At 34.2% G+C, this 25,697-nt stretch carries 24 protein-coding genes; 8 read left to right on the forward strand and 16 right to left on the reverse strand.

Features of this window, described 5'->3' with window-relative positions:
• The 3 genes from ACRHOC_RS07390 to ACRHOC_RS07400 form a co-directional block, all read left to right on the forward strand.
• The coding region (locus ACRHOC_RS07390; protein ID WP_431157961.1) for a gliding motility-associated C-terminal domain-containing protein at positions 1–1,118 on the forward strand (1,118 nt) is incomplete at its 5' end.
• 9 nt (positions 1,119–1,127) lie between these two features.
• Positions 1,128–2,063 (forward strand): PorP/SprF family type IX secretion system membrane protein, encoded by a 936-nt coding sequence (locus tag ACRHOC_RS07395; protein WP_431157962.1) that lies wholly within the window; start codon positions 1,128–1,130, stop codon positions 2,061–2,063.
• Between the two features lie 13 nt (positions 2,064–2,076).
• Positions 2,077–3,981: an OmpA family protein gene (locus ACRHOC_RS07400; protein ID WP_431157963.1), complete on the forward strand. Its 1,905-nt coding sequence runs from the start codon at positions 2,077–2,079 to the stop codon at positions 3,979–3,981.
• Positions 3,982–4,288: 307 nt separating this feature from the next.
• Here the strand turns inward: ACRHOC_RS07400 and ACRHOC_RS07405 are convergent, their stop codons facing one another.
• The 8 genes from ACRHOC_RS07405 to ACRHOC_RS07440 form a co-directional block, all read right to left on the reverse strand.
• A complete protein-coding gene (locus tag ACRHOC_RS07405) occupies positions 4,289–4,786 on the reverse strand; it encodes a CAP domain-containing protein (RefSeq protein WP_431157964.1) in 498 nt (165 codons plus the stop codon).
• 194 nt (positions 4,787–4,980) lie between these two features.
• Entirely contained in the window at positions 4,981–5,628 is a 648-nt protein-coding gene (gene pdxH / locus ACRHOC_RS07410; protein WP_431157965.1) for a pyridoxamine 5'-phosphate oxidase, read from the reverse strand.
• A gap of 43 nt (positions 5,629–5,671) precedes the next feature.
• The gene (locus ACRHOC_RS07415; RefSeq protein WP_431157966.1) at positions 5,672–6,577 is read right to left on the reverse strand and encodes a ribonuclease Z; all 906 of its coding nucleotides are present in this window, start codon (positions 6,575–6,577) and stop codon (positions 5,672–5,674) included.
• Between the two features lie 3 nt (positions 6,578–6,580).
• On the reverse strand, positions 6,581–6,913 hold the full coding sequence (locus ACRHOC_RS07420; RefSeq protein WP_431157967.1) for a ribonuclease Z: 333 nt from the start codon (positions 6,911–6,913) through the stop codon (positions 6,581–6,583).
• Positions 6,914–6,916: 3 nt separating this feature from the next.
• Positions 6,917–7,846: an aspartate carbamoyltransferase catalytic subunit gene (locus tag ACRHOC_RS07425; protein ID WP_431157968.1), complete on the reverse strand. Its 930-nt coding sequence runs from the start codon at positions 7,844–7,846 to the stop codon at positions 6,917–6,919.
• Between the two features lie 24 nt (positions 7,847–7,870).
• Complete coding sequence (gene pyrR, locus ACRHOC_RS07430) at positions 7,871–8,410, reverse strand: bifunctional pyr operon transcriptional regulator/uracil phosphoribosyltransferase PyrR (RefSeq protein ID WP_431157969.1); 540 nt, start codon at positions 8,408–8,410, stop codon at positions 7,871–7,873.
• A gap of 128 nt (positions 8,411–8,538) precedes the next feature.
• Positions 8,539–10,374 (reverse strand): 30S ribosomal protein S1, encoded by a 1,836-nt coding sequence (gene rpsA / locus ACRHOC_RS07435; RefSeq protein ID WP_431157970.1) that lies wholly within the window; start codon positions 10,372–10,374, stop codon positions 8,539–8,541.
• Positions 10,375–10,596: 222 nt separating this feature from the next.
• The gene (locus ACRHOC_RS07440) at positions 10,597–11,202 is read right to left on the reverse strand and encodes a hypothetical protein (protein ID WP_431157971.1); all 606 of its coding nucleotides are present in this window, start codon (positions 11,200–11,202) and stop codon (positions 10,597–10,599) included.
• Positions 11,203–11,395: 193 nt separating this feature from the next.
• Between ACRHOC_RS07440 and ACRHOC_RS07445 the strand changes: the two genes are divergently transcribed.
• Positions 11,396–11,773 (forward strand): LysM peptidoglycan-binding domain-containing protein, encoded by a 378-nt coding sequence (locus ACRHOC_RS07445; RefSeq protein ID WP_431157972.1) that lies wholly within the window; start codon positions 11,396–11,398, stop codon positions 11,771–11,773.
• 25 nt (positions 11,774–11,798) lie between these two features.
• On the opposite strand, the gene cmk is transcribed toward ACRHOC_RS07445, so the two are convergent.
• The 4 genes from cmk to lon form a co-directional block, all read right to left on the reverse strand.
• Positions 11,799–12,503 carry a (d)CMP kinase gene (gene cmk / locus ACRHOC_RS07450; protein WP_431157973.1) on the reverse strand — a complete coding sequence of 235 codons (705 nt, stop codon included), beginning with the start codon at positions 12,501–12,503 and terminating at the stop codon, positions 11,799–11,801.
• On the reverse strand, positions 12,504–13,523 hold the full coding sequence (gene porQ / locus ACRHOC_RS07455; protein WP_431157974.1) for a type IX secretion system protein PorQ: 1,020 nt from the start codon (positions 13,521–13,523) through the stop codon (positions 12,504–12,506).
• A gap of 72 nt (positions 13,524–13,595) precedes the next feature.
• Positions 13,596–14,324, reverse strand: coding sequence for a LysM peptidoglycan-binding domain-containing protein (locus ACRHOC_RS07460; protein ID WP_431157975.1), 729 nt, complete (start codon positions 14,322–14,324; stop codon positions 13,596–13,598).
• Entirely contained in the window at positions 14,308–16,761 is a 2,454-nt protein-coding gene (gene lon / locus ACRHOC_RS07465; RefSeq protein ID WP_431157976.1) for an endopeptidase La, read from the reverse strand. Before lon ends, ACRHOC_RS07460 begins: the two co-directional genes overlap by 17 nt.
• A 229-nt stretch (positions 16,762–16,990) precedes the next feature.
• On the opposite strand from lon, the gene ACRHOC_RS07470 reads away from it, so the two are divergent.
• The 4 genes from ACRHOC_RS07470 to ACRHOC_RS07485 are packed head-to-tail and all read left to right on the forward strand — an operon-like array spanning position 16,991 to position 19,929.
• On the forward strand, positions 16,991–17,542 hold the full coding sequence (locus tag ACRHOC_RS07470) for an RNA polymerase sigma factor (protein WP_431158431.1): 552 nt from the start codon (positions 16,991–16,993) through the stop codon (positions 17,540–17,542).
• Positions 17,543–17,552: 10 nt separating this feature from the next.
• Positions 17,553–18,116, forward strand: coding sequence for a hypothetical protein (locus tag ACRHOC_RS07475; protein WP_431157977.1), 564 nt, complete (start codon positions 17,553–17,555; stop codon positions 18,114–18,116).
• Complete coding sequence (locus tag ACRHOC_RS07480; protein WP_431157978.1) at positions 18,094–19,182, forward strand: hypothetical protein; 1,089 nt, start codon at positions 18,094–18,096, stop codon at positions 19,180–19,182. Before ACRHOC_RS07475 ends, ACRHOC_RS07480 begins: the two co-directional genes overlap by 23 nt.
• Before the next feature lie 21 nt (positions 19,183–19,203).
• Positions 19,204–19,929 (forward strand): head GIN domain-containing protein, encoded by a 726-nt coding sequence (locus ACRHOC_RS07485; protein ID WP_431157979.1) that lies wholly within the window; start codon positions 19,204–19,206, stop codon positions 19,927–19,929.
• A gap of 58 nt (positions 19,930–19,987) precedes the next feature.
• On the opposite strand, the gene ACRHOC_RS07490 is transcribed toward ACRHOC_RS07485, so the two are convergent.
• From ACRHOC_RS07490 to ACRHOC_RS07505, 4 genes are all read right to left on the reverse strand, one after another.
• Positions 19,988–20,917: a hypothetical protein gene (locus tag ACRHOC_RS07490; protein ID WP_431157980.1), complete on the reverse strand. Its 930-nt coding sequence runs from the start codon at positions 20,915–20,917 to the stop codon at positions 19,988–19,990.
• A gap of 39 nt (positions 20,918–20,956) precedes the next feature.
• Positions 20,957–22,300, reverse strand: coding sequence for an MFS transporter (locus ACRHOC_RS07495; protein WP_431157981.1), 1,344 nt, complete (start codon positions 22,298–22,300; stop codon positions 20,957–20,959).
• 68 nt (positions 22,301–22,368) lie between these two features.
• Positions 22,369–23,199 (reverse strand): M48 family metallopeptidase, encoded by an 831-nt coding sequence (locus ACRHOC_RS07500; protein ID WP_431157982.1) that lies wholly within the window; start codon positions 23,197–23,199, stop codon positions 22,369–22,371.
• Between the two features lie 83 nt (positions 23,200–23,282).
• Complete coding sequence (locus tag ACRHOC_RS07505) at positions 23,283–25,688, reverse strand: glycoside hydrolase family 31 protein (RefSeq protein WP_431157983.1); 2,406 nt, start codon at positions 25,686–25,688, stop codon at positions 23,283–23,285.
• Between the last annotated feature and the right edge of the window lie 9 nt (positions 25,689–25,697).

The following is a 25,697-nucleotide window of genomic DNA, read 5'->3' on the forward strand; positions in this document are numbered from 1 at the left end:
TTACACGTACTTGGTCACTTACTGATGCTTGTGATAACAATACAACTTTAGTTCAGACAATCACCTTAGAGGATACCACCGCTCCTACTTTCACTTCAGACTTACCTGATGATATTGAAGTAGAGTGTGATGAGATTCCTGATGCTGATGATTTACAGGCTACAGATAATTGTGGTGACGCAACAGTAACATTTGAAGAAGTTATAGATGAAGGTGCATGTGTTGGTGATTATATAATTACAAGATCCTGGACTGCTACTGATGCTTGTGGTAATGATACATTACATACACAAATTATAACAGTACAAGATACAACACCACCTGCTTTAGTTACTCCATTTGATGAGGATGTAACTGCTGCTTGTGATGATATTCCTGAAATTCCGGAATTAGTATTTGAAGATTCTTGTTCAACTGATATTGAAGTAACTTTTGAGGAAGTTTCAACACAGGCAAATGACTTTGAAGATTACGAAATAATCAGAGCATGGACTGTTGTTGATGATTGTGGTAACGAAGCTATATTTACTCAAAATGTAACTGTAGAAATTAGCAATGTAATCAATACCTTTGATAGTAGTCGATGTATTCTAGATGCTGAATTTGATCTATTTGATTTATTATCTGGAGATTTCAGTATGGATGGAACTTGGAGTGTTGTTTCAGGAGATGCGACCGTGAATGGAAGTTTATTTGATCCATCAACTGTAGATGTTGGTATGTATACCTTTATGTACTCTATTACAGATGGACCATGTCCAAAAGAAGTTGAAGTAAACTTAACAATTGATGATGAGTGTGTTGTATTGGCATGTGGTAAGGATAATGTTGAAATCTCAAAAACAGTAACCGCAAACGGTGATAACTACAATGAGTTCTTTACAATTTCTGGTGTTGAGGATTGTGGATTCGTAGTTGAGCTTCAGATTTTCAATCGCTGGGGTGCTAAGATTTATGAGTCTAATAACTATCAGAATGATTGGAATGGTGACTCACATAATTCATCAATAGGTGTTGCTGGAAAAGTCCCAACAGGAACATACTATTACGTTATTAATTTAAGAAATAGTGGATTAGAACCATTTGCTGGTCCTATCTACGTTGCAACAAATAAATAAACTTAACCAATGAAACTAAACAGATTTTTAAGTATTGTAGTTATTGTGCTTGGTATAAGTGCGTCCTTTGGACAGCAATTGCCACAGTTTACTCAATACATGTTTAATACCATCTCTATAAATCCAGCCTATGCTGGTAGTAGAGAGACTTTTAGTGCCGTTGGTTTGCACAGAAGTCAATGGGTTGGTCTAGAAGGTGGACCAGAGACACAGACACTATCGGTTCATTCGCCATTGCGTAACGAACAAGTAGGAATTGGTTTATCTTTTATTAATGATAAACTTGGGTATGAGAATTTTTCCTATATCTACGGTGATTTCTCATATACCATTAGAACAGGTGTAAACTCTGAACTAGCTTTCGGAATTAAGGGTGGATTTACCCACTATAGCTTAGATGAAGAGTTATTGAATGACCCATCTGTAGTTAATGATCCGTTTTTTAATGACGTTTCTAACAGATGGAGTCCAAATGTTGGGGCTGGTATTTATTGGCATTCACAAAGATGGTATTTAGGTCTTTCCGCACCACGTATATTAAATACAGATTACAATAATGGTGGTAGTGGTACTATTGATTATGTTGCTTTAGAACGTGTTAGTTATTATTTTACTGGTGGTTATGTTTTTGATCTCAGTGAAACGACAAAACTAAAACCTTCTGTTTTATTGAAAGCTACTAATGGAGCTCCATTATCATTGGATATTTCAGCGAATTTTCTGTTCAATGAAACATTCTGGATAGGTGGTGGCTATAGAATTAATCAATCTGCTGCAGCCATTGGTGGTATTGCAGATTTTCAGGTTTCCAAACAATTACGCATTGGATATGCCTATGAATATCCTATTTCGGATTTAAGACCTTATACTAGTGGAACACATGAAGTATTACTTATGTTCGAAGTATTTAAGAGTAAACGAATTAAATCACCTAGATACTTCTAAAAAGAAACGTATTATGAAAACAAAACTATCCGTTCTCATACTTATATTAAGTTGCTCGTTATCTTTTGGACAAAAGAAGTTAGCTGACAAATTTTTTGAAAATTTCAATTACTTCAAAGCCATTGAACTCTATGAGAAAGCTTATGAAAAAGGTGATAACAGTGCACATGTACTAACCAGACTTGGTGATGCTTATTATAATAATTCAAAATCTGAGAAAGCAGCGTACTGGTATGGTTTAGCATTACAAGAACATAAAGACATTGCTCCTGAATATTTATATAAATACATCCAATCGCTAAGAAGTATTGGTAATTATGAAGAAGCAGATAAATGGTTTAAAGAACTTAGTGCTGCCCAATTAGGAGATAGTAGATTAAAGGGATATAATCCTGATGAAGTAGATCTTTACAACATGCTTACCAACAAATATGAGGTAGTTGTAAATATCGAAAACTTACCGTTTAACTCAGAGAACTCCGATTTTGGATCTTATTTGTTTAACGATGTCTTATATTTTGCTTCAGCAAGAGGCAATGAAGGTGAAATTTATAGTTGGAATAAAGAACCCTTTTTAGATTTATTTCAATTAAGTGTAAATGATACCTTAGGTTCTGTAAACTATGGTGAAGTTTCAAAAATTGCTTCAGAGGATATAAATACAGATTTTCACGAGGCTTCTATCGCTATAACCAATGACGGAAAAACTATCTATTTTACGCGCGACAATGTTAATAAGAGAAATAGATTAGGGTATGATAAAAAAGGAACAGTTCATTTAAAAATATATAAAGCAAGTCTCGTTAATGATACGTGGACTGATATTGTAGAACTTCCATTTAATGACAAGATTTATTCGACTGGACATCCAGCGTTAAGCCCAGACAATAAAATACTATATTTTGTTTCTGATCGCGAAGGTGGTATCGGACAAACCGACATTTACTCAGTAACCATTAATGATGATGGTACTTATGGTGAACCAGAGAATCTTGGTGAAACCGTTAATACAGAAGGACGAGAGATGTTCCCTTTTATTGCAAAGGACAATACACTTTATTTTTCTTCAGACGGTTACTTAAATCTAGGTCTTTTAGATATTTTTAAATCAAATAAATTAAAGGGCGAACGTGAAGAACCTGAAAATCTAGGTGCACCATATAACAGTGGATACGACGATTTTGCATTTTTTATTGATTCTGAAACTGAAAAAGGATATTTCTCATCAAATAGACCAAATGGTGTTGGTGGTGATGATATTTACAGCTTTAATATCACAGAATGTAAACAGGTAATTTCAGGTAACATCACAGATATTGAAACTGGTATTGCCTTAACTGGTGTAAATATCAGATTGATTGATGAAACTGGTAAAGTAATAAATGAGTTAAATACAGAAAACTCCAATAACTACGAGTTTACAGTAGATTGTGATCAAACCTATACTGTAGTTGCAACAAAGCTTGATTATAAAGAAGATAAAAAGAGTGTTGCTATAGATAATACGAACGACAAAGTTAATTCAGTAGATTTACAACTGGTTCCATTAATTATAGATAACCAGATTGTGATTAATCCTATTTTCTTTGATTTTGATAAATGGAATATTAGAACAGACGCTCAGTACGAACTTGAAAATATAGTTGATGTCTTGAGAAAACATCCAGAAATGGTTATTAAAATTGAGTCTCATACCGACAGTAGAGGTGGTGACAGATATAATATGAAATTATCTGACCGTAGAGCTAAAGCGACAAGAGATTATATTGTCTCTAGAGGTATAGACAAAAATAGAATCGAAAGCGCAATTGGTTACGGTGAAACGCAACTACTTAATAAGTGTGCTAATAAAGTAGAATGTACTGAAGAAGAGCATCAATTAAATAGAAGATCTTACTTCTACATCGTAAAAGAATAATTTAACCCTCAAATTATATTAAAAGTGAGCTATGAAGCTCACTTTTTTTTGCCTTATATAGGAAACTACAGTTAAATTGACAAAGCTCTTAAATGATCCTGAAATGGATCATTCAAGCTCTTTAAATGGTCTTGAAATAGATTACTCATCACTTTAAATTAAAATAGATTACTTTTCACAATAAATTAAAGAGTATTAGTCTTAATGCAATAATAAATTTAGGTTGGAATTAGTATGAATGGCATCCAATGAAAAAAGCCACAGTAATGTGGCTTTTTTCTTGCTATTAATCAACTTTTTAAGCGGTTTAACGCTTTATGAAGATATTAGTAAAATACCATTTACCTTCACTATTCTGTTCAGCGGAAACTTCGAAATCTGTAAAATCTCCTTCAATATTATCTTTATGACTTGGGCTATTTAACCAGGCATTAACTACAGACTCAGCATTACTAAATCCATAAGCTACATTTTCTGAAACAACATTAGCTGCAGCATTAGCCTGTAAACTTTGCTTTCTTTGAAAGAAATTATCATGTGATACATTTTCTTCTTCAACCATATAGTCTGTATGCGTAAAAGCAACGGCTTTAACTATATTGTGCTCGTTTAACGGATTAAGCCCTTCTAGAATTCTGTATTCATTAATAAGCTCCATGATTTCAATTTCAATTTGTTTTGCCTCTGGTGCAACAGGAACTTCAATGGAGTTAATTTTATCATCTACAGCACTTTCTGTAGAGCAAGAAGTAAAGCCTAAAAATGCAACTATAGCCAATAATGGCAATGCTTTAGATACTTTCATAAGTAGGTTATTTTAGTTTGGGATTACTAATTTAATTGCCTACTTACCCTAGTGTTGTTAAGTAAATGTTAAAATCGACAAACAACATGTATTTTGTCGATTTTTATTGCAAATTATCGATGAAATGCAATATGGATTTAAATTTTAACGCATTTCAACAGATTTATTATGCATTATATCGGTTTTTCAAACAATTAAGGAGATAGTCGTTCTATTTTCCAATTAAAATCTCCTTGTAATTGATAACGTATCCGATCATGAAGTCTATTAGGCCTTCCTTGCCAAAATTCTAACTCAATAGGCTTTACGATATAACCTCCCCAATTCTTTGGACGTTGAATGTCTTTGCCCTCATAAGAAGCCTCTAATTCCTTAAGACGGTCTTCGAGAATCTTTCTATCTTTTATAGGTTCACTTTGGTTTGAAACTATAGCACCTAATTGACTTCCTCTTGGTCGAGATTCAAAATAACCATCGCTTAAATTGTCAGCAATTTTCTCAGCTCGACCTTTTATTATTATTTGTCGCTCAGCCGAATGCCAAAAAAATGAAAGACATACATTGGGATTAGCTTCTATGGCTTTGCCCTTTTCACTATCATAATTAGTATAAAAAATAAATCCTTCATAAGTGTACTTTTTAAGAAGCACTACCCTACTTTTAGGAAAACCATCAATTCCTAATGTAGATATTGTCATGGCGTTAGTTTCCTCTACATTAAAGTGCGTATCGACCTCAATAAACCAATCTCTAAATAATTCTAACGGATTCTCAGGTACATTATCTAATAATAAAGCACCTTTTTCATAGGATTTTCTATAATTACTTAAGTCTTTTTCCATAGTGATACAAAGATATTACTTAAATAAATGATTAAAAAACAGTTTAAAATTCGAATGAAATTCCATCTTGTGCTAGAGCCACATTACTAAATACCTCTTGCGCCTCAGATTTAAAAAGCTGATAATCTTTATATCGTGTAGAATAATGCCCTAAGATTAATTTCTTTACGTTGGCTTTCTGGGCAATTATTGCCGCCTGCCTTGCGGTACTATGTTTAGTTGATTTACAAAGATCTTCGTTTTTATTAAGAAACGTAGATTCGTGATAGAGGACGTCTACATCCTTAATTAATGGAACTAATGCTTCAGAATAAGCTGTATCACTACAATAGGCATAACTTTTTGGTTTAACAGGATCTTTAGTTACCTCAGTATTTTTAATGAGACGACCTTCTTCATTATACACGTCTGCACCTAGCTTTAACTTCCTGAAGTATGCTTTATCTATTTTTGCGTCAACAGCTGCATTAATATCCAATTTTCGCTCTCCAACTTTCTCCTTAAACAAAAATCCATTAGTATAAATGCGATGATCTAATGGAACGGTGTAAACTTGTACTTTATCATCTTCAAAAATGAGTTGTGATGTCTTAGATTCTAATTCGTGAAAAATTAAGGGATAATTTGTCCATGAATCCGAGAGTTTCATTTGAAGCGTTATCACCTCTTTTAGTCCCTTTGGTGCATAAATATGAAGTTCTGTCTCACGTGTTAAAAGACGGAAAGTGCTTATTAAACCTACTAAACCAAAATAATGATCACCATGAAGATGAGAAATAAAAATATGCTTAATTCTAGAAAACTTAATGTTGTGTCGTCTAAGCTCAACTTGGGTTCCTTCTCCACAATCAATAAGGAACATATGATTTTGAGTTTCTAGAACTTGTGAAGTCGGATTGGTGTTTGTCCTTGGTGTCGCACTATGGCATCCTAATATTGTAAGTTTCATGATTTAAAATCCTAAATCACGCTCAATATCCTCCATCTCAATTATATCGTAAGCTTCGTGTAAAGTAGGTACAACAACTATTTCATCGGGCATTTCATCAAGATCTACTTTATCAGAAACCACAACAAAAGACTTTTTATCTCCTCTATGTGTGTTACTTATTTTTAAAAACTCAATGATATCTTCTAGCCCAATCTTATCTACACTAGATAAATTAATAATGAGATGATAATCTTTAAACTTATGATAAGCTTGTTCTATGCTGTTTACAAGCGTTTTCACAGAAGCCTTTTCTTGGGTGATTATTGTAATATTTCCATCTCTATCCTCAATCATAACCTATTGCTTTATTTTAGATGCTAATAAGTAAATAACAGCCATTCTAATAGCTACACCATTTTCAACCTGATCTAAAATTATAGCTTGTTTAGAATCTGCAACATCGCTTGTTATCTCAACACCTCTATTTATTGGCCCAGGATGCATAATTACAATGTCCTTTTTTAGGCTATCTAATAACTCTTTATTGACTCCAAATTGTTGCGTATACTCTCTTGTTGATGGAAAATAACTTATATCCATACGCTCATTCTGAACACGAAGCATATTTGCTACATCACACCACTCAAGAGCCTTTCTTAAATTAGTCTCAACTTTTACGCCTAAATCCTTAATATACTTAGGGAGTAATGTCTTTGGCCCACAAACCATTACATTAGCACCTTGAAGTTTTAGAGCATATATATTTGATAGGGCCACCCTGCTATGAAGAATATCTCCAACAATTACAACATTTTTTCCTTTAACTTCTCCTAGTTTTTCTCTTATGGAATAAGAGTCTAGGAGTGCCTGTGTTGGGTGCTCATGTGCTCCGTCACCAGCATTTATAATACTTGCATTTACATGTGTTGAAAGAAATACGCCAGCTCCAGGGTTTGGATGTCTCATAACAACCATATCTACTTTCATAGACAAGATGTTATTTACTGTATCTACAAGAGTCTCTCCTTTTTTTACTGATGACTGGGAGGCAGAAAAATTTATAACATCTGCTGATAGTCTTTTCTCGGCAAGTTCAAATGATAACTTAGTACGTGTAGAATTTTCAAAAAATAAATTAGCAATGGTAATGTCTCTAAGTGATGGAACCTTTTTAATTGGACGATTAATAACCTCCTTAAACTGATCGGCCGTCTCAAAAATTAAATCAATATCCTGTTTTTTGAGATACTTTATTCCCAATAAGTGGTTTACACTTAATTCACTCATACTTTATTTATTCTTATATCAGTTCTACTTATTAATAAGATACACTGCATCATCTCCTTCTTTTTCTTTCCAATTTACCTCAACCCTCTGATTATCAATTGCATCCACTTGTCTTCCTCTATAATTAGGTTGAATAGGCAGATGCCTACTAAACCTTCTATCTATAAGCGTCAACAACTCAATATTACTTGGTCTGCCAAATGATTGTATCGCGGTAAGTGCAGATCGGATACTCCTTCCTGTATATAAAACATCATCAATAAAGACCACGTTTTTATTCTCTACGATGAAATCTATTTCTGTTGTATTGGCCTCAAGTGGCTTGTCTCCTCTTCTAAAATCATCACGGAAAAAAGTTATATCTAAATGGCCAAGTTGAATATTCTTTATCTTATAATCCTTTCTAAGCATACTTGCTAGTCTATCAGCAAGAAACTTACCTCTAGGTTGTATTCCTATTAATACTGTATTCGAAAAATCATCATGGTTTTCAATAAGTTGGCAAGCCAGTCTATGAAGAATTATGCTGACTTCTTTTGAGTTGAGTAGTACTTTTTGACTCATCTAATATCCAATCATTATTGGAAGGCAAAGTTAATGTAAAAAATTAGAGTTTCAAATTAATGTAAGCGCATAAAAAAACCTCTCATATTTCTATGAGAGGTTTTCGTTTATCTGTAAACGTTCAGAATTTATTTTTTTCCGTCCATTTTATCTTTAAGAGCCTGTAAAGCATCGTTAGCATCACCTAATGTTGGTTTTGCTTCAGCAGCTTGAGCTTCTGCTCTCTTAACTGCCTTCTTCACGATTTTAGCTTCTTCTTCTCTAAACACAGCTGTATGAGAAGCTACTACTCTTTTGAATTCTTTATTGAACTCAATGATCTTAAATTCAGCCTCTTCACCTTTCTTAAGTTTAGAACCATCTTCTTTCTCTAAATGACGAGAAGGAATAAAAGCAACGATATCATCATTAAACTTAACAGTAGCACCTTTGTCTACAATCTCAGTGATTGCAGCAGTATGTGATGTGCCTAAAGCGAAGTCAGTTTCGTATTTATCCCATGGGTTTTCAGTTGTCTGCTTATGACCTAAAGATAACTTGCGACCTTCAACATCTAATTCTAATACGACAACGTCTAATTTATCTCCAACATTACAGAATTCTGATGGATGCTTAATTTTCTTAGTCCATGATAAATCAGAAATATAGATAAGACCATCGATACCTTCTTCTAACTCAACAAAAACTCCGAAATTAGTGAAATTACGTACGATACCTGTGTGCTTAGAACCTACAGGATATTTAGCCGTAATATCAGTCCATGGATCTGGTGTTAATTGCTTAATACCTAAAGACATTTTTCTGTCTTCTCTATCTAAAGTTAAGATAACAGCCTCTATTTCATCACCTACGGCAACAAAATCTTGTGCAGATCTAAGGTGTGTAGACCATGACATTTCACTTACGTGAACTAGACCTTCAACGCCTTCTTCTACTTCAACAAATGCACCATAATCAGCAATGACTACAACCTTACCTTTTACCTTATCACCAACTTTAACATTTTCACCTAAAGCTTCCCAAGGATGCTTAGATAATTGCTTAAGACCTAATTGAATTCTTGATTTGTTTTCATCAAAATCAAGGATTACAACATTTAATTTTTGATCTAACTCAACAATCTCATTTGGATGGTTAATACGAGACCAAGATAAATCTGTAATATGTACTAAACCATCTACACCACCTAAATCAATAAAGACACCGTATGATGTAACATTCTTAACAACACCTTCTAATACTTGTCCTTTTTCTAATTGACCAATGATTTCTTTTTTCTGCTCCTCAATGTCAGCTTCAATAAGCGCTTTGTGAGAAACTACTATGTTTTTAAACTCGTGGTTGATTTTAACAACCTTAAATTCCATAGTTTTATTTACGTACTGATCGTAATCTCTAATAGGCTTTACATCGATTTGAGAACCTGGTAAGAATGCTTCAATACCAAATACGTCTACGATCATTCCTCCTTTAGTTCTACACTTTACAAAACCGTTAACGATCTCGCCAGTATCATGTGCTTTGTTTACTCTATCCCATGCTTTAATTACACGAGCTTTTCTGTGCGATAATACTAATTGACCTGTCGCGTCTTCACGTACATCAATTAATACCTCAACTTTATCACCAACTTTTAAATCTGGATTGTAACGAAACTCATTTAATGAGATTACACCTTCTGATTTTGCATTGATGTCAATTATAGCATCTCTATCAGTAATGTGAATTACTTCACCCTCTACTACCTCGTCATCTAAAGTGTCTACGAAGTTCTCAGATACTAATTTTTCAAATTCTTCTAATTTTGTGTCCGCTACTTGCTCAATTCCTTCTTCGTAATTGTGCCAATCGAACTCTTTTAAGAATTTTTCTGGATTTGCTTGAGCTTCAGAGACTACTGGAGCTTCAACTGTAGTAGCTTCAGTTGCTTCAACCTCAGCTTTTTTTGTTTTCTTTTCAGCCATTGCGCTGATAATAATTTGTATTCTGTATACTTTGAAAGACTGACGGAAAATCTACAGAAGTAAGTTTGATTTAAATTAAATTCCTTTTCTCTTTCTCATAAGACCGTCAAAAAGGTCTGCAAAAGTACAATAAATTAAGACTTATGCAAAACCTTAGGCCATTTATTTAGATACCTAAATAATGAGAAAGCAGATACTTAGATTCTGTTGGTTTTAAGAAAATTAATCGTTAGCTCTAATAATTAGCTTAGGATCTATAGTGTAGTAGCCAATAACAGTTTCATCGTCTAATATTGCGATCTCAATTGTGTATTTATATTCGAGTTCTTCAGTGTTGTCTTGTCCAATAACTTCTAAGTTTAAAAAGCTTGATAAACTTCGATTGTTATCACCTGGAAATTCAACCGAATTCCCTGAACCAGGATCAGCTACTGTTTTCTCAAATAGAGATCCATATAAATCTAATGTATCGACTGGTACATCAAAAACGCCTGGACTGGTAGGGCTTTCTTCAAAAAAAGATAATCTAGAATATAGTATACCTTGATTCAATCCTAAACCAGATGTAGGCTGATCAAAAATGATACGTTGTCCAAATTGTAGTTCTATAGTATAATCTGAGGTAGAAACTCCACTTGGTTGATCAAAATCAACGAGGTCTGTAATATCAGAACCAGGTGATCTGTTTAATACTTCATCGATGTTTACAGTTATATCAGGTAAAATTGTGGCTTCAACAGGTGGGTCTTGCGGTTCATCATCATTACCAAAATCACAAGCAGTACAGAACAGCGCAAGTCCTAACAATAAATAAATAGGTTTTTTCATAGTGCATAGGTTTACAAGACTAAAATTAAATTAAATATTAAAATGTGCAATTAAGATCTCAAAGAAATATGTGACTTTAACAGATTTATTGTGTCTTACATATTGAAGGCCTAATTGTAAGATGATTACTTATAGATTGGCGCCAAATTTGATATATTTACATAACTATTAACAATTAAAAAATCATTCAATTATGGTTAAGACAAAATACCAAGATGTTCTTGAATTAGGTCAAAAACTAAATATTCAAGATGGAAAAGTAGAAGAAGCTGATGGAAAATTAAAAGTTTGGGGTACTGCGGCAACACAGTATGAAAAAAACCTTCTTTGGGATAAGATTAAAGAAATAGGTGGAGACAGCCCGTCAGATATTATAGCAGATATTAAGGTAGCAGATGAGTCTGTTTATGCAAGACACACTGTTGTTTCTGGAGAAACTCTAGGGAAAATTGCTAAGCACTACTATGGTGATACTATGAAATACAAAGAGATATTTGCAGCTAATACTGATATTTTAAAGAATCCAGATTTAATTTATCCAGACCAAGAGCTGGTAATACCAAATCTATAATTTTAACGATACAATACTTAAGGTCCTATTTTATAATAGGGCCTTTTTTTATTGCTCTGTCTACAAGTTTTAAGAGCGTTTCAACTTGTTCTTCAATGGCAAGAAATGAGTTATCAATCTCAAAGGCACCTTTTGCTTTGATTAATGGAGAATCTTCCCTTGAGGAATCAATCTTATCCCTAGTCGTAACATTTTCAAGTACTTCTTCATAACTTAAATTATGACCACGCTCGAGTAGCTCCTTAAAACGTCTCTTAGCTCGAGTTTCGGCGCTAGCTGTCATGAAGATTTTTAATTCAGCATCAGGAAAAACAACAGTACCTATATCTCTTCCATCCATTACAATACCTTTCTCCTTACCCATAAGCTGTTGTTGCTGTACCAATTTTTTCCTGACTTCGGAAATGGTTGCTACAGGACTTACATATCTCGACACTTCTAGTGTTCTTATTTGATCTTCAATATTTTCACCGTTAAGATATACCTCAGAAAATTCTTTTTCACTATTATATTTAAACGAAATATGGATTTTATCTAAGGATTCAATTAAAGATGGTTTATTTAATTCTTCATCAGTAATCAACCCATTTTTTAGAGCATAGTAAGTCACGGCCCTGTACATAGCTCCAGTATCTACATAGATGTAATTTAAAGTTTTTGCCAATTCTTTGGCAATTGTACTTTTCCCTGTAGAAGAAAACCCGTCAATTGCAACTACTATTTTACGCATTTATTGTAAATCTATTTGAAGACCGAAAAAACTTGTATTTGAAGCACTTGTATATCTTGCGTGTGTATAACTAAATCTCATTTTATTCAATTTAATTCCTACTCCAACAGAAATACCTGAAAAATTTCTTTGATCTACAATTCTTAATTCTTCCGAACGTCTAAAGTTATAACCAATTCTTAAATTAAACCCTCGTTCTGGAAATAATTCCGCACCAAGAATTAGATGGCGCAAAGCGTTATTAAAGAAACTCACCTCTTCTTGTGTTTGATTTCCGTCGAGATCTGTTGTAGCTCTTGCTGGATTGGCAACACCAATTGGCCATTCTTGTAAATTCTCTAATGTTAAATGCCATCGTAATGGCATGTTCTCTAGGGTCTGGGACATCCCGAAATTTACTTCAAATGGTAAGGGTTCGTTTTCACCAGCATAAGTAGTGAATTGAGTTCCTAAATTCCTAACGGTTAATGCCGCATGGAAATCTAAATCTTCATTAATGTACATCACACCAAAGTCTAATGCGCCACCAATAGAATTGTACTGCTCCAATAAAGAAGTGATTATTTTGAGGTTAGCACCGACATAAAAATCTGTAAATGGGATATTATAATTGTAGCCTAATGATATTGCGGCTTCATTACCATTAAAGGTCCCAGTTGATACACCATTTACATCATAACCATCAAAGGTACCGTAGTTAATGTAAGAGATACCAAAATGAAAAGTCTGTACATGCCGATCCCATGTATAAGCATATGCTGCCGTACCATAACTTATACCTCCGAGATAGCTAGAGTAATTAACAGCTAATTGATTGTGCATTGCTGCATTTATAGAAGCCGGATTATACAAAGCTTCAGTGACATCATGATCAAAGTTAGTCACAATTTTACCACCTAAAGCCGCCTGTCTTGGTGAAGATACTAGATTTAGAAACTGATAAGTAGATTCACCGCCTAACTGCCCATACAATGGCAATGCCAATAGCAACAAAATAAAGCTAGTAATCCCTTTCATCATAGATTTTGCAAAATAACTAAATCTATCTTAAAACGAGAGTATGTATTTTTTATTTTTTGAAGGGGTTTAATTCTACTTTAGCACTAACTTTTGGCCAACTTTAATGACGTCATTTTTGAGTCCATTGAGATGTTTAAGTTTACTGACTGTAGTTCCGGTTTTCTTAGAGATACTATAAAGTGTGTCACCTTTTTTTACCACCCAAATACTTGTTGAATTAATGGCATTAGAAAGGTCAAAATTCCTAATTTGAATCTGCTGTCCTACCTTAATAATATTACTTGTAAGATCATTTTGGAATTTTAGCTCCTCGATCTCAATGTCATAGCGTTTAGAAATACTATATAAGGTCTCACCTTCTTTTACAGTGTGATAGTCTGAATTAAAATTGAAGACATTCTTCTGCTTAATTGCACTAGGAACAATAACACTATCCTGAAGATTCTTAATTCTAATTCTATCGCCCTCATCAACTAAGGTGGTGGACAGACCATTTGCTTTCCTTAACTTATTAATAGATATCTCATAGTTCTCAGAAATATCTAATAGGGTCTCACCTGCTTTTACAATATGAAAATCCGGATCCTTTGATTTAATGGTGTCTATTACCATAGTAACTAGAAGGGTTTTGGGCTTAGCCTTTGGTTTTTCAATTAAAGTAATTTCACCAGTAGCAACATTAAGCCTTGCTGGCTTGCCGTCTAATAAAACCTCTTTATACTGACCTTCTTGTCCTGTAAGGTTGAAGACGTTTATAAGAAATATAAAAATGATACTGTAATGCTTATAATTTTTTAGCATTTCTTACTTTTTGATTTGTAATGGCGATATCGATGACCTCACTCATATCCTTAACATAATGAAAGGTTAACCCCTTCAGATAATCCGAGTTGATTTCATCAATATCTCGCCTATTGTCCTCACAAAGTAATATTTCTTTTATTCTTGCACGCTTCGCAGCCAATATTTTTTCCTTAATTCCGCCAACCGGTAGTACTTTACCGCGCAAAGTTATTTCTCCGGTCATAGCTAAGCTCTTTTTCACCTTGTTTTGAGTAAAAAGAGAGACTAAAGATGTAAGCATTGAAACACCAGCACTTGGTCCATCTTTAGGAGTTGCGCCCTCAGGAACATGAATATGCACATTGTATTTATCAAATACTTCTGGGTTGATGCTGAGCTTATCAGAATTAGCCTTTATATACTCCATCGCAATAGTAGCCGACTCTTTCATTACCTTTCCTAAGTTCCCTGTTATGGTAAGACTACCCTTGCCTTTAGATAATATGGATTCAATAAATAAGATATCACCACCTACTCTAGTCCAAGCCAATCCTGTAACTACTCCGGCAACATTATTATTTTCATACTTATCACGCTCTAAACGTGGACTTCCTAAAACCTCAATAACATCTTGGTTCGATACCTTCACATTATAGCTCTCTTCTATTGCTATATTCTTAGCGGCATATCTCACCATTTTAGCAATCTGCTTTTCTAGCCCTCTAACCCCAGATTCTCTTGTGTAACCCTCAACAATTTTCTCTAACTGTGGCTTTGCAATTTTTAATGCTTTGCTATCCAAACCGTGTTCTTTTAACTGTTTAGGTAAAAGGTGCCTCTTAGCTATTTCAACCTTCTCCTCTATGGTATAACCCGTTACATTAATAATTTCCATTCGGTCTCGAAGTGCAGGTTGAATAGTATTTAAACTATTAGAGGTAGCAATGAACATAACCTTTGACAAATCATAACCCATTTCTAGGAAGTTGTCATAGAATTCGCTGTTCTGCTCTGGATCCAAAACTTCTAACATTGCGGATGATGGATCACCTTGATGCCCTGAAGATAACTTGTCTATTTCATCTAAAACAAACACAGGATTTGAGGTTCCTGCCTTTTTTAGGCTTTGTATAATTCGTCCAGGCATAGCGCCTATATAGGTTTTTCTATGACCTCTTATCTCTGCTTCATCACGTAAACCACCAAGTGATATTCTTACATATTCTCGTCCTAGGGCTTCTGCAATAGATTTACCTAAGGATGTTTTACCAACACCAGGAGGGCCGTACAAACATAAGATTGGCGATTTCATATCATTCCTTAGCTTAAGAACCGCTAGGTACTCAATAATACGTTTCTTTACATCATCTAAACCAAAATGATCACGATCTAATATTTGCTTAGCGCGTTTTAAATCAAATTGATCTTCACTAAACTCATTCCACGGTAAATCCAAAAACAAATCCAGGTAATTGCGTTGAATAGAATATTCTGCCACTTGAGGATTCATACGCTGCATCTTAGCCAACTCCTTTTCGAAATGAACCTTTATTTTTTCGTCCCAGTTCTTTTCTTGAGCTCTTGTACGCATCTCCTCAATCTCTTGCCCAGAAGATGCAGCACCACCTAATTCTTCTTGAATTGTCTTTAACTGCTGATGCAAAAAGTACTCACGCTGTTGCTGGTTCATATCACTTTGAACCTTGTTTTGAATATCGTTCTTTAATTCAAGTTTTTGATATTCAATATTCATATATCGCAACGTCTCCAGAGCACGTTCTTTAAGATCATTTATCTTCAGTAAATTTTGCTTCTCCTCTACTTTAAGATTCATATTTGAAGAGACAAAGTTTACTAGAAAAGAGGTACTCTCAATATTTTTTATAGCGAATGTGGCCTCTGTTGGAATATTTGGACTTTCCTTTATAATCTCTAGTGAAAGATCTTTTATAGAATCTATAATCGCTATAAATTCTTCATTATCCTTTTCAGGTTTTGTTTGCGGTAAATCTGATATTGTTGCTGTTAAATAAGGTTTTTCAGCAATAATCTCATTTATTTTAAATCGCTTTTTTCCTTGAATAATTACTGTTGTATTTCCATCTGGCATTTTAAGTACTTTAAGGATACGTGCAACAGTTCCTGTCGCATAAATATCTTTAGCACTCGGATTTTCTACAGCTTCATCTTTTTGAGCTACAACACCAATAACTTTACCCGCTTTGTTGGCATCGTTTATGAGGTTTATTGAAGTATCTCTTCCAGCAGTAATAGGAATAACTACACCAGGAAACAAAACCGTATTACGTAATGGTAAAATTGGTAAAGACTCTGGTAGTGATTCATTATTAATCAACTCTTCATCCTCTGGAGTCATTAAAGGAATTAACTCTGAGTTTTCGTCAAAATCCTGAAATGACAAACTGTCAAGACTTAAAAAATTTGATTTCTTCATATTATTTAATGAGCCATTCTGTCACATAAAAGTACGGAATAGCGTTTTACTTCTTCTATTAATTACTAATTTTATACTGAATATCAATAAGTTACATAATATTCTAGCATCCTATTCTATATATAAATTCAATTCTTATGCCATTGAGAAATTATAAATCAAAACTTTTTTTTATTAAACTGTAACATTGTATGCAACTACGCATCTATATACCAAAGCAATTGTTTTTTTGACATCAACCAATCAAGATATCGAACAGTTACTATTGCTCTGTAATTCTGGAAACCAACGTGCACAACTCGAGGTTTACAACAGATATAACAAAGCAATGTATAATACAGCATTAAGAATTGTAAAGGATTCTTATAAGGCTGAGGACATAATGCAAGAGTCTTTTTTAACCGCTTTTACAAGGCTTGATTCTCTTGAGGACACTAAATTATTTGGTGCATGGTTAAAACGTATAGTAGTTAATAATAGTATTGCAGACTACAACAAAACATGCAAGCAAAACGAAGTGCCTTTAGATCATGTTTTATATAAAGTTGAAGATACTGGAGGCATTGAATCATATGATCAAAACAATCAAAAAGTAAGAGAAGTAACAACAGCAATGAAAACCTTGAAACCCAATTATAATCTTGGTCTAACGTTGCATCTTATTGAAGGTTATGATTATGAAGAAATTTGTGAAATCATGAACATTTCATATGCTAATTGCAGAACACTTATATCGAGAGCAAAAGAAAGCTTAAGAAAAAAGTTAATGCAAGCCGTATAAACAGAAAATTATGGAAAAAGATCTACTAGATAATTTATTTGAAGACTTAAAGGGACAATTCGATACTGAAGAGCCACAGCAAGGTCATGAAGAACGTTTTATTTCAAAATTAAACCGCAAGACCAATTCTCAAGGTAACACCAATAAGACTCAAAGCATAAATTGGAAACCATTGCTTGCAATAGCAGCTTCTGTTATCATTTGCCTTAGCATATTTGTTACAATACCTAATGATCCAGAGCTTTTGGACTTAGCAAGTGTTTCTCCAGAAATGTCTAGCACACAAGATTTCTTTATTACAACCATTGATAATGAGCTTAAAAAACTCAATGAGGAGCGTTCTCCATTAACAGAAAAAATAATTGAGGATGCAATGCTACAACTTAAGCTTTTAGAAGATGATTATAACCAATTAAAAATTGACTTAACAGAAAGTAATGAAGACCAACGTGTTATCTATGCCATGATAACCAACTTTCAAAGTCGCATACAAATCCTTAACACGGTCTTAGAACAAATTGAAAACGTAAAAACACTAAAATCCAACACAGATGAAAACACTAATACAATTTAAATTCATCTCATTATTATTGCTTGTACCAGCATTGGTGATGGGTAATAATAGTCCTGAAATTGCTAAATCAACTAAGGAGAAAAAAATACAAAGATCATTTAATGTAGATGCTAACGCTACACTAAAAATCAATAATAGTTATGGTAATATCGATGTAGTTACATGGGATCAGAATCGTATTGAATTCGACATTACCATTAAGGTTACTGGCAATAATGCTGACAAGGTTGAAGATCGTTTAGATCAAATAGATGTGAAGTTCTCCGATTCTAACGAATGGGTAGCTGCTGAAACCCAATTTGGTAAAAAAACCAAATCATGGTGGAATTGGGGCAACAACAACCGACTCAAAATGGAGGTTAATTATCGTGTAAAAGTACCGGTAACCAATAATGTTATTTTAGATAACGACTACGGCTCCATTAATTTAGATAAGCTAGAAGGTCGTGCAACAATAAACTGTGATTATGGAAAGGTTACAACACAAGAGTTAATGGCATCAGATAATGTTTTAAACTTTGATTACACCAATAACAGCTATTTCGAATATATAAATGGAGGGAAAATCTCTGCAGACTATAGCAGTTTTACCGTAGCAAAAACAAAGAATCTAGAGCTTAATGCAGACTATACCAAATCCGTTATAGAAGTATCAGAAAACATTAAATATAACTGTGATTACGGTTCATTAAAAGTAGAAAATGTAAATAACATTGAAGGAAATGCAGACTATCTAACCTTAAGGCTAGGAAATGTATTTAAAAATGCCAATCTAAAGGCGGATTATGGTGCTATAAAAATAGATCGTATTGCATCCAATGCGAATAACATAACGATTAATACAGAATTCGTTGGAATTACATTGGGTTATGATTCTGGTTACAGCTTTGACTTTGATATTGATCTAGATTACGCTTCATTAAGAGGCGAAGATGGATTTAATTTCACTAATAAGGAAATAGACGGATCTGAGAAATATTATAGTGGACATTCTGGTTCTGCTAATTCTGGGAATCTTGTAAATATAGAAGCTGAATACGGAAGTGTTACGTTCAAAAAATTATAAAATCAATTAAAAACATAAATTATGAAACCTTTAAAATCGATTGTATTACTGGCATTAATAATGAGTACATCTTTGGCATCTGCTCAGTGGGGAAAATGGAAAAAAGTAAAAGGAAATGGAGACATTACCACAATTACAAGATCCACAGGCGACTATGATGGTCTAAAAGCTCAAGGTTCTATGGATTTTAAACTTGTACCTGGCTCAGAAGGTAAAATCACTATAAAAGGCGATTCGAACCTTATGGAATACATTAAAACTGAAGTTAAGGATAATAAGCTTGTTGTAAAGGTGAAAGATGGTATTAATTTAAAACCGACTAAATCAATATTAATTACGGTACCATACAAGGATATTTCGCACGTTTCTTTAGCCGGATCTGGAGATATTTTTAATGAAGGCACCATTAAGTCAAATGATTTTGATGTAGCCCTTGCTGGGTCTGGTGATATCATTTTAAACATCTCATCACAATCGACGCAAAGTAGTTTGGCCGGTTCTGGTGACATAGAGCTTAAAGGGTCAACAACAAATTTAAAAACTAGTGTTGCTGGTTCTGGAGATTTTGATGGTAGTCGATTAGAAAGTACAAATGTAGATGCAGCAGTATCGGGTTCTGGCGATATAAGCGTTGTTTGCAACGGAAAATTAAAAGCTAGAGTCTCTGGGTCTGGAGATATCGTTTATAGCGGAAACCCTACTAATAAAGATACTAAGGTGTCTGGTTCTGGAGATATAAGCAACTAAATAAAAATGCCCTAACCAATAGCAGAAAACCGCGATCTATTAGGTCGTGGTTTTTTGTTTAAAATTGTATATATCCCCAAATAATATCTTGTACAATATCTTCAACATTTGGACTGGTACTCGTTGCAACGAAGAAATCGCGCATAGCAATAAATATAATATCGCCATTTCTAAAAAAGTCTAAAACAGTACCATCGCTAACAAGCGTTACAGTAATTGAATCTCCCTCTTGGGTCCAGGTAAAGTCTAAAGTTCTGACATCTTCAAAACACTGAACCGAATATTCGAGATTTGAGGGATCATTCGTTGGTGAACTAACTTCTACCTCCATAGATTGTCGGTAATATAAAGTCCCTGTTCCATCGGCATTAAATGAAGCTGTTTCATTTTCAAAACAATCAATCTCGGTTAAGTAATCACTAGTAGCCACACCATCATTGTCAATATCTCGTGGTATGTCTGACTGCCACCCGAGAAGTTGCCAGTCACCTACAACATCAAATGCTTGAGGCTGACAATTCCCTAATTCATCGACTAGTGCCAAAAGGGTCCCATCATCACCACAAATAACAATTTGATTAAGTAATGTTTCACGATAAATTATACAAGCCGCTTCATATTCAGTTGTAATAGCATCATTAAATTCCTCAAAGGCAGCTGCTGTTGCTTCAATAGCCAAATCACATAATGTTGGGTCAGAAACAGGAACACAGTTACCAAGGTCATCTATTATTGCCTGTAGAGTCCCATCTTCATCACCACATATTAAAATTTGATCTTGAAGCGCGTCTCTGTAGGCCTGACATAATAAATTTACATCATCATCCGTAGCCTCATTTAAATCGATTAAGGCCTGCCCAGAAATTTCTGCAGCAATTGTACAATCATCAATAGTATCTGTTATATCTCCTTCATAAGGTTCATTATCGCACGTAATAGCAGTAAACAGGAATAAACAGGATATAAGGAATAATATCTTCTTTATCATAGCATGATAAAGGTAAGGAATTTTGTAAAAAAAATTAGACTACGCTACCCCAGTATCGCTAATTCTAATATTTTTTAACGTTGTTAATATAATTAAACCGACAATAAAGAAGGTAATTAGAAATAAAATCGAATACCTCATGCTACCTGTAATACTGGCCACAAAACCATACATAAACATACCAATGACAATACCTATTTTCTCAGCAACATCATAAAAGCTGAAATAAGAAGCTGTATCCTCAGTTCCCATCGGTATTAACTTGCTGTAAGTAGATCTAGATAAGGATTGAATACCTCCCATTACAAGACCAACAGATGCGGCAGTAATATAAAAATGTACTGGTGTCGTTACAAAATATGCAAATCCACAAATAAGAATCCAAATACATATTACCCAAATTAGAGCTTTTATATTACCGATTTTTTTGGACAACTTCGCTGTATAATTAGCTCCAACAACGGCAATTAGTTGTATCAATAAAATACTAATTATAAGACCTGTTGTAGAATCTTGTGTTCCCCAGTCTAATTCCTCAACTGCAAAATAGGTGGCAGCTATCATAATCGTTTGGACGGCCATACTGTATATAAAAAATGCAGAGAGATAACGTTTTAAAATTTTATTTGATTTTAAGGCATTCCATATCTTCTTTAACTCATTAAAACCGGACATAAGAACTGTTTTTGTAACCTTATGCCCTTCATTTGTTCCGGTTGGTAAATACTTAAAGGTATATTGTGCAAAAAGTATCCACCATACACCTACCATGATAAAAGCGATCCGTGTCGGTTGTCCCTCACTCTCAAAACCAAACCAATCGTATTTAAGAATCATCACCAAGTTTACAAGTAATAAGATGACACTTCCAATATAACCCAATGAAAATCCTTTAGCACTGACCTTATCTTGTTGTTCAGGATAGGCTATATCTGGTAAATATGAATTGTAAAAAACTAAACTACCCCAAAATCCTACAAGTCCTAGTACATAACAAATCATTCCAAACACTATATTTTCAAGTGAGAACCAGTATAACCCTATGCACGCTAATGCACCGAGATAACAAAAGAACTTCATAAAAGATTCCTTATTCCCTACATAGTCTGAAATCCCAGATAATATTGGAGATAAAAACGAAACAATGAGAAAACTAAAGGCCGTTACATAACTTATCAGAGAATCATTGTTGAAATCATACCCAAAAAAATTGACGGTATCATTTAAAATTTTACCAGATTCCTCATCTTTAATAATAGTCAATGCCCCGTAAAAAATAGGAAATACCGCAGATGATATAACTAGTGGATAAACAGAATTTGCCCAATCATAAAAGGCCCATGCATGTAGAAGCTTTTTACTTCCTTTTTTAAGTTCGCTCATACCATAAAATTAAAAAAGCTGTTCATAATGAACAGCTTCTAAAGTAATCAAATAATATGATATGCAATTTAATTTATAGGTCTAAATGATGTCACTCCAAATTTTCTAGCTTCGGCTTTCGCCATTGGTGCTAATGCTTGTAAATTCTGAATTCTTGTGTCATTACTTGGGTGCGTACTTAAGAACTCTGGTGGCGCTTGTCCTCCACTATTCGCTTTCATACGTTTCCATAATTCTGCCGCTTCATCTGGATTATAACCTGCCATTGCCATTAAATACAACCCTATTTTATCGGCCTCTGTTTCATGGCCTCTACTGAATGGTAATGCCATCCCAACTGTTGTGCCAAGACCATAGGCCTGCATCCACATTTGTTGCTTTTCTGGGCTTTCATTTCCTGTAGCTACTGCAACAGCTACACCTCCAGCCTGTTGTAAAATACCCGAACTCATACGTTGCTGACCATGGTTAGCTAAGGCATGTGCAACTTCGTGACCCATTATTGCTGCAACACCAGTTTCATTTTGAGCAATAGGAAGAATTCCAGTGTAGAATGCAATTTTCCCACCAGGCATACACCAAGCATTCACCTGTTCTGATTGTATAAGCTTATATTCCCACTTATAATCATCTAAATAACCTTCATAACCGTTAGCATTTAACCAACGCTCTGCAGCAACAGCAATGCGTTGCCCAACACGTGTAATCATTTCAGAATCTGAAGTACCAGTAATAACATTATTTTCACTTAGAACTTGATTATATTGGGCAAAGGCTGCTGGAAATAATTGATCATTAGATACAAAAGCCATTGTTTTCTTTCCAGTGAATGGGTTAACAGCACATGAAACAACAACGAGTATGGCTGTTACGATAAAAAATATGTTTTTGGTACGCATAGCTAATAGTTTAATAAGAAGATTACTAATTTACAAAAATGAATTCATGTATTAGACCCAACTTATATCTCAAGGTCACACTTCTATTTGCTAATAATATGTAATTCTGAAAAATTCTTATCAACAACAAAAGAACTAGTTCCATTAGATTTTAAATGATTCAAGGATATAGCCTCATTATCGAGTTGAATTTCACCAATTTCAAAAGGTAAACCATGAATATTTATTTTGAAAGTGTCATAAGTTGTTATGAAGCGTCCTTCTTTGTGCTGATTTATGATTAACTCCTTTTTTCTTCCAGTTAACATAAATGTACGTAAGCTATAACGTCCTTTCTTGTAGTCATAACCATCATTAGCATCGCTAAACAATTCACTTCTCTCCTTACCGTTCTTATAATAAACATCTAAAGTGATTTCAGTAATTTCCTTTTCACCGACATATTGCTGAATTGGATATTTCGGTATAATGGCGCCTTCCTTAATAAAAATAGGCATGTAATCTATATCTGCATCTACCCACATTTCCTTGCCTCCTTTTACGATTTCATCGGTCCAGAAATCATACCAGTTTCCTTTAGGTACATATAGCCTTCTACCTTTTGCATTAGGCTCTAAAACTGGACAAGCCAGTATCTGTTCTCCAAAAATAAATTCATCCGTTCTATAATGCGTCTGAACGTCATCTTGATCGTAAAGTACAAGAGACTTTAAAATTGGGGTGCCATGGTCTGCCAAATTCCAAAATGCAGTATATAAATAAGGTAGTAACTGATATCTTAATTCTATAAACTTTCTTACGATATCAGTAACATCTTCATCAAAAGCCCATGGTTCTTGATCACCATGATCACCAGAAGAGTGTACTCTAAAAAATGGATGGAAAACACCTAATTGTATCCATCTTGTAAACAGCTCTCCTTGAGGTTGCTCTGCAAATCCACCAATATCACTACCTGCAAACGAAAAACCAGACATTGCTAATCGTTGTGCCTGAATATTAGCTATCCACATGTGCTCCCAAGTTGCTACATTATCTCCTGTCCATGTGGATGTATAACGTTGAGTCCCTGAATAAGCAGATCTGGTAATCACAAATGGTCGTTTTGGGAAGGAGTACTTCTTTAGACCTTGATAAGTCGCCCTGGCCATTTGCATACCATAGACATTATGGGCTTTTCTATGACTACATGGATTGCCGTCATAATCGTGCCTTACATCATCTGGAAACGTTTTATTAGGCACCTCCATAACAGCAGGCTCATTCATGTCGTTCCAAACACCCTTTATACCAATTTCCTCAATTAATTCCTTAAACAATCCAGACCACCAATCTCTAACTTCAGGATTAGTAAAATCTGGAAAATAACATTCTCCTGGCCAAACCTTTCCCTTCATGTATGGACCATCTGCACGTTTACAGAAATAGTCTTTTTCTAGTGCTTCTTTAAATACTGAATAGTTTTTATCTATTTTAATACCAGGATCGATAATAGCTACTGTTTTAAAGCCTTGCACCTTTAAATCATCGACCATCCCTTTTGGGTCAGGGAAATAATCTTTATTCCAAGTGAAGCATCTAAAACCATCCATATAATCAATATCTAGATAAATCGCATCACAAGGAATTTTTAAATCTCTAAATGTTGATGTTATTTCTCTTACTTTTGATTCTGGGTAGTAACTCCATTTACATTGGTGGAATCCCAAAGCCCATAAAGGTGGTAATTGGTGTGGTTTACCTGTTAAATCAGTATAACTTTCTACTACGTCACCCATTTTTGGACCGTAAAAGAAATAATAATTCATCTCACCGCCTTGCGCCCAAAAACTTGTAACGTTTCTTCTTTCTTGCGCAAAATCAAAGGATGTCCTAAAAGAATTATCAAAGAAAATACCGTAGGCTTTTCCGTGATGTAATCCCGTGTAAAAAGGAATAGCTTTATATATGGGATCGGTATCCTTGCCATAAGCATAGGAATCAGTTACCCAATTATCATAACGTTTTCCTTTAAGATTCAAATGATTTGGCTTGTCACCTAACCCATAATAGCTTTCACCATCATTGGAAACTTTACTCATTTTTACGATGTTACCGCCATAATGGTAACTTTCTTCCCAATGAAAACCAATCTCATCTTGATTTATTAAAACCCCATCTTTGGCATCAAATATTGAAATTCTAAGGCTCTCCTTAGAGATCTCACATCTTAGTTTTGAGGTAAGAACAATGTAACAATCTTCATTCTCTTCTATCTCAAGTTTGTTATAACCAATACTTGCATATTTAGTTATAGCGTATGAAAAATCATTATCAAAATTACCAACAGTTGTATATCTAAATCTAAGTAATGAATCTCGTACAACAGTTAATTGAAGAATAACATCATTATCAGTTGAAAAATAAAGCTTATCAACATCCTTTTCAAATCCGATGATTTTAGATGGAAACTGATTTCCTTTATTCTCTAATTCAGTATTTGTAATCATAGCGTCATT

It is taken from the genome of Winogradskyella poriferorum, from assembly GCF_050618035.1.
Classification (GTDB): Bacteria; Bacteroidota; Bacteroidia; order Flavobacteriales; family Flavobacteriaceae; genus Winogradskyella; species Winogradskyella poriferorum_A.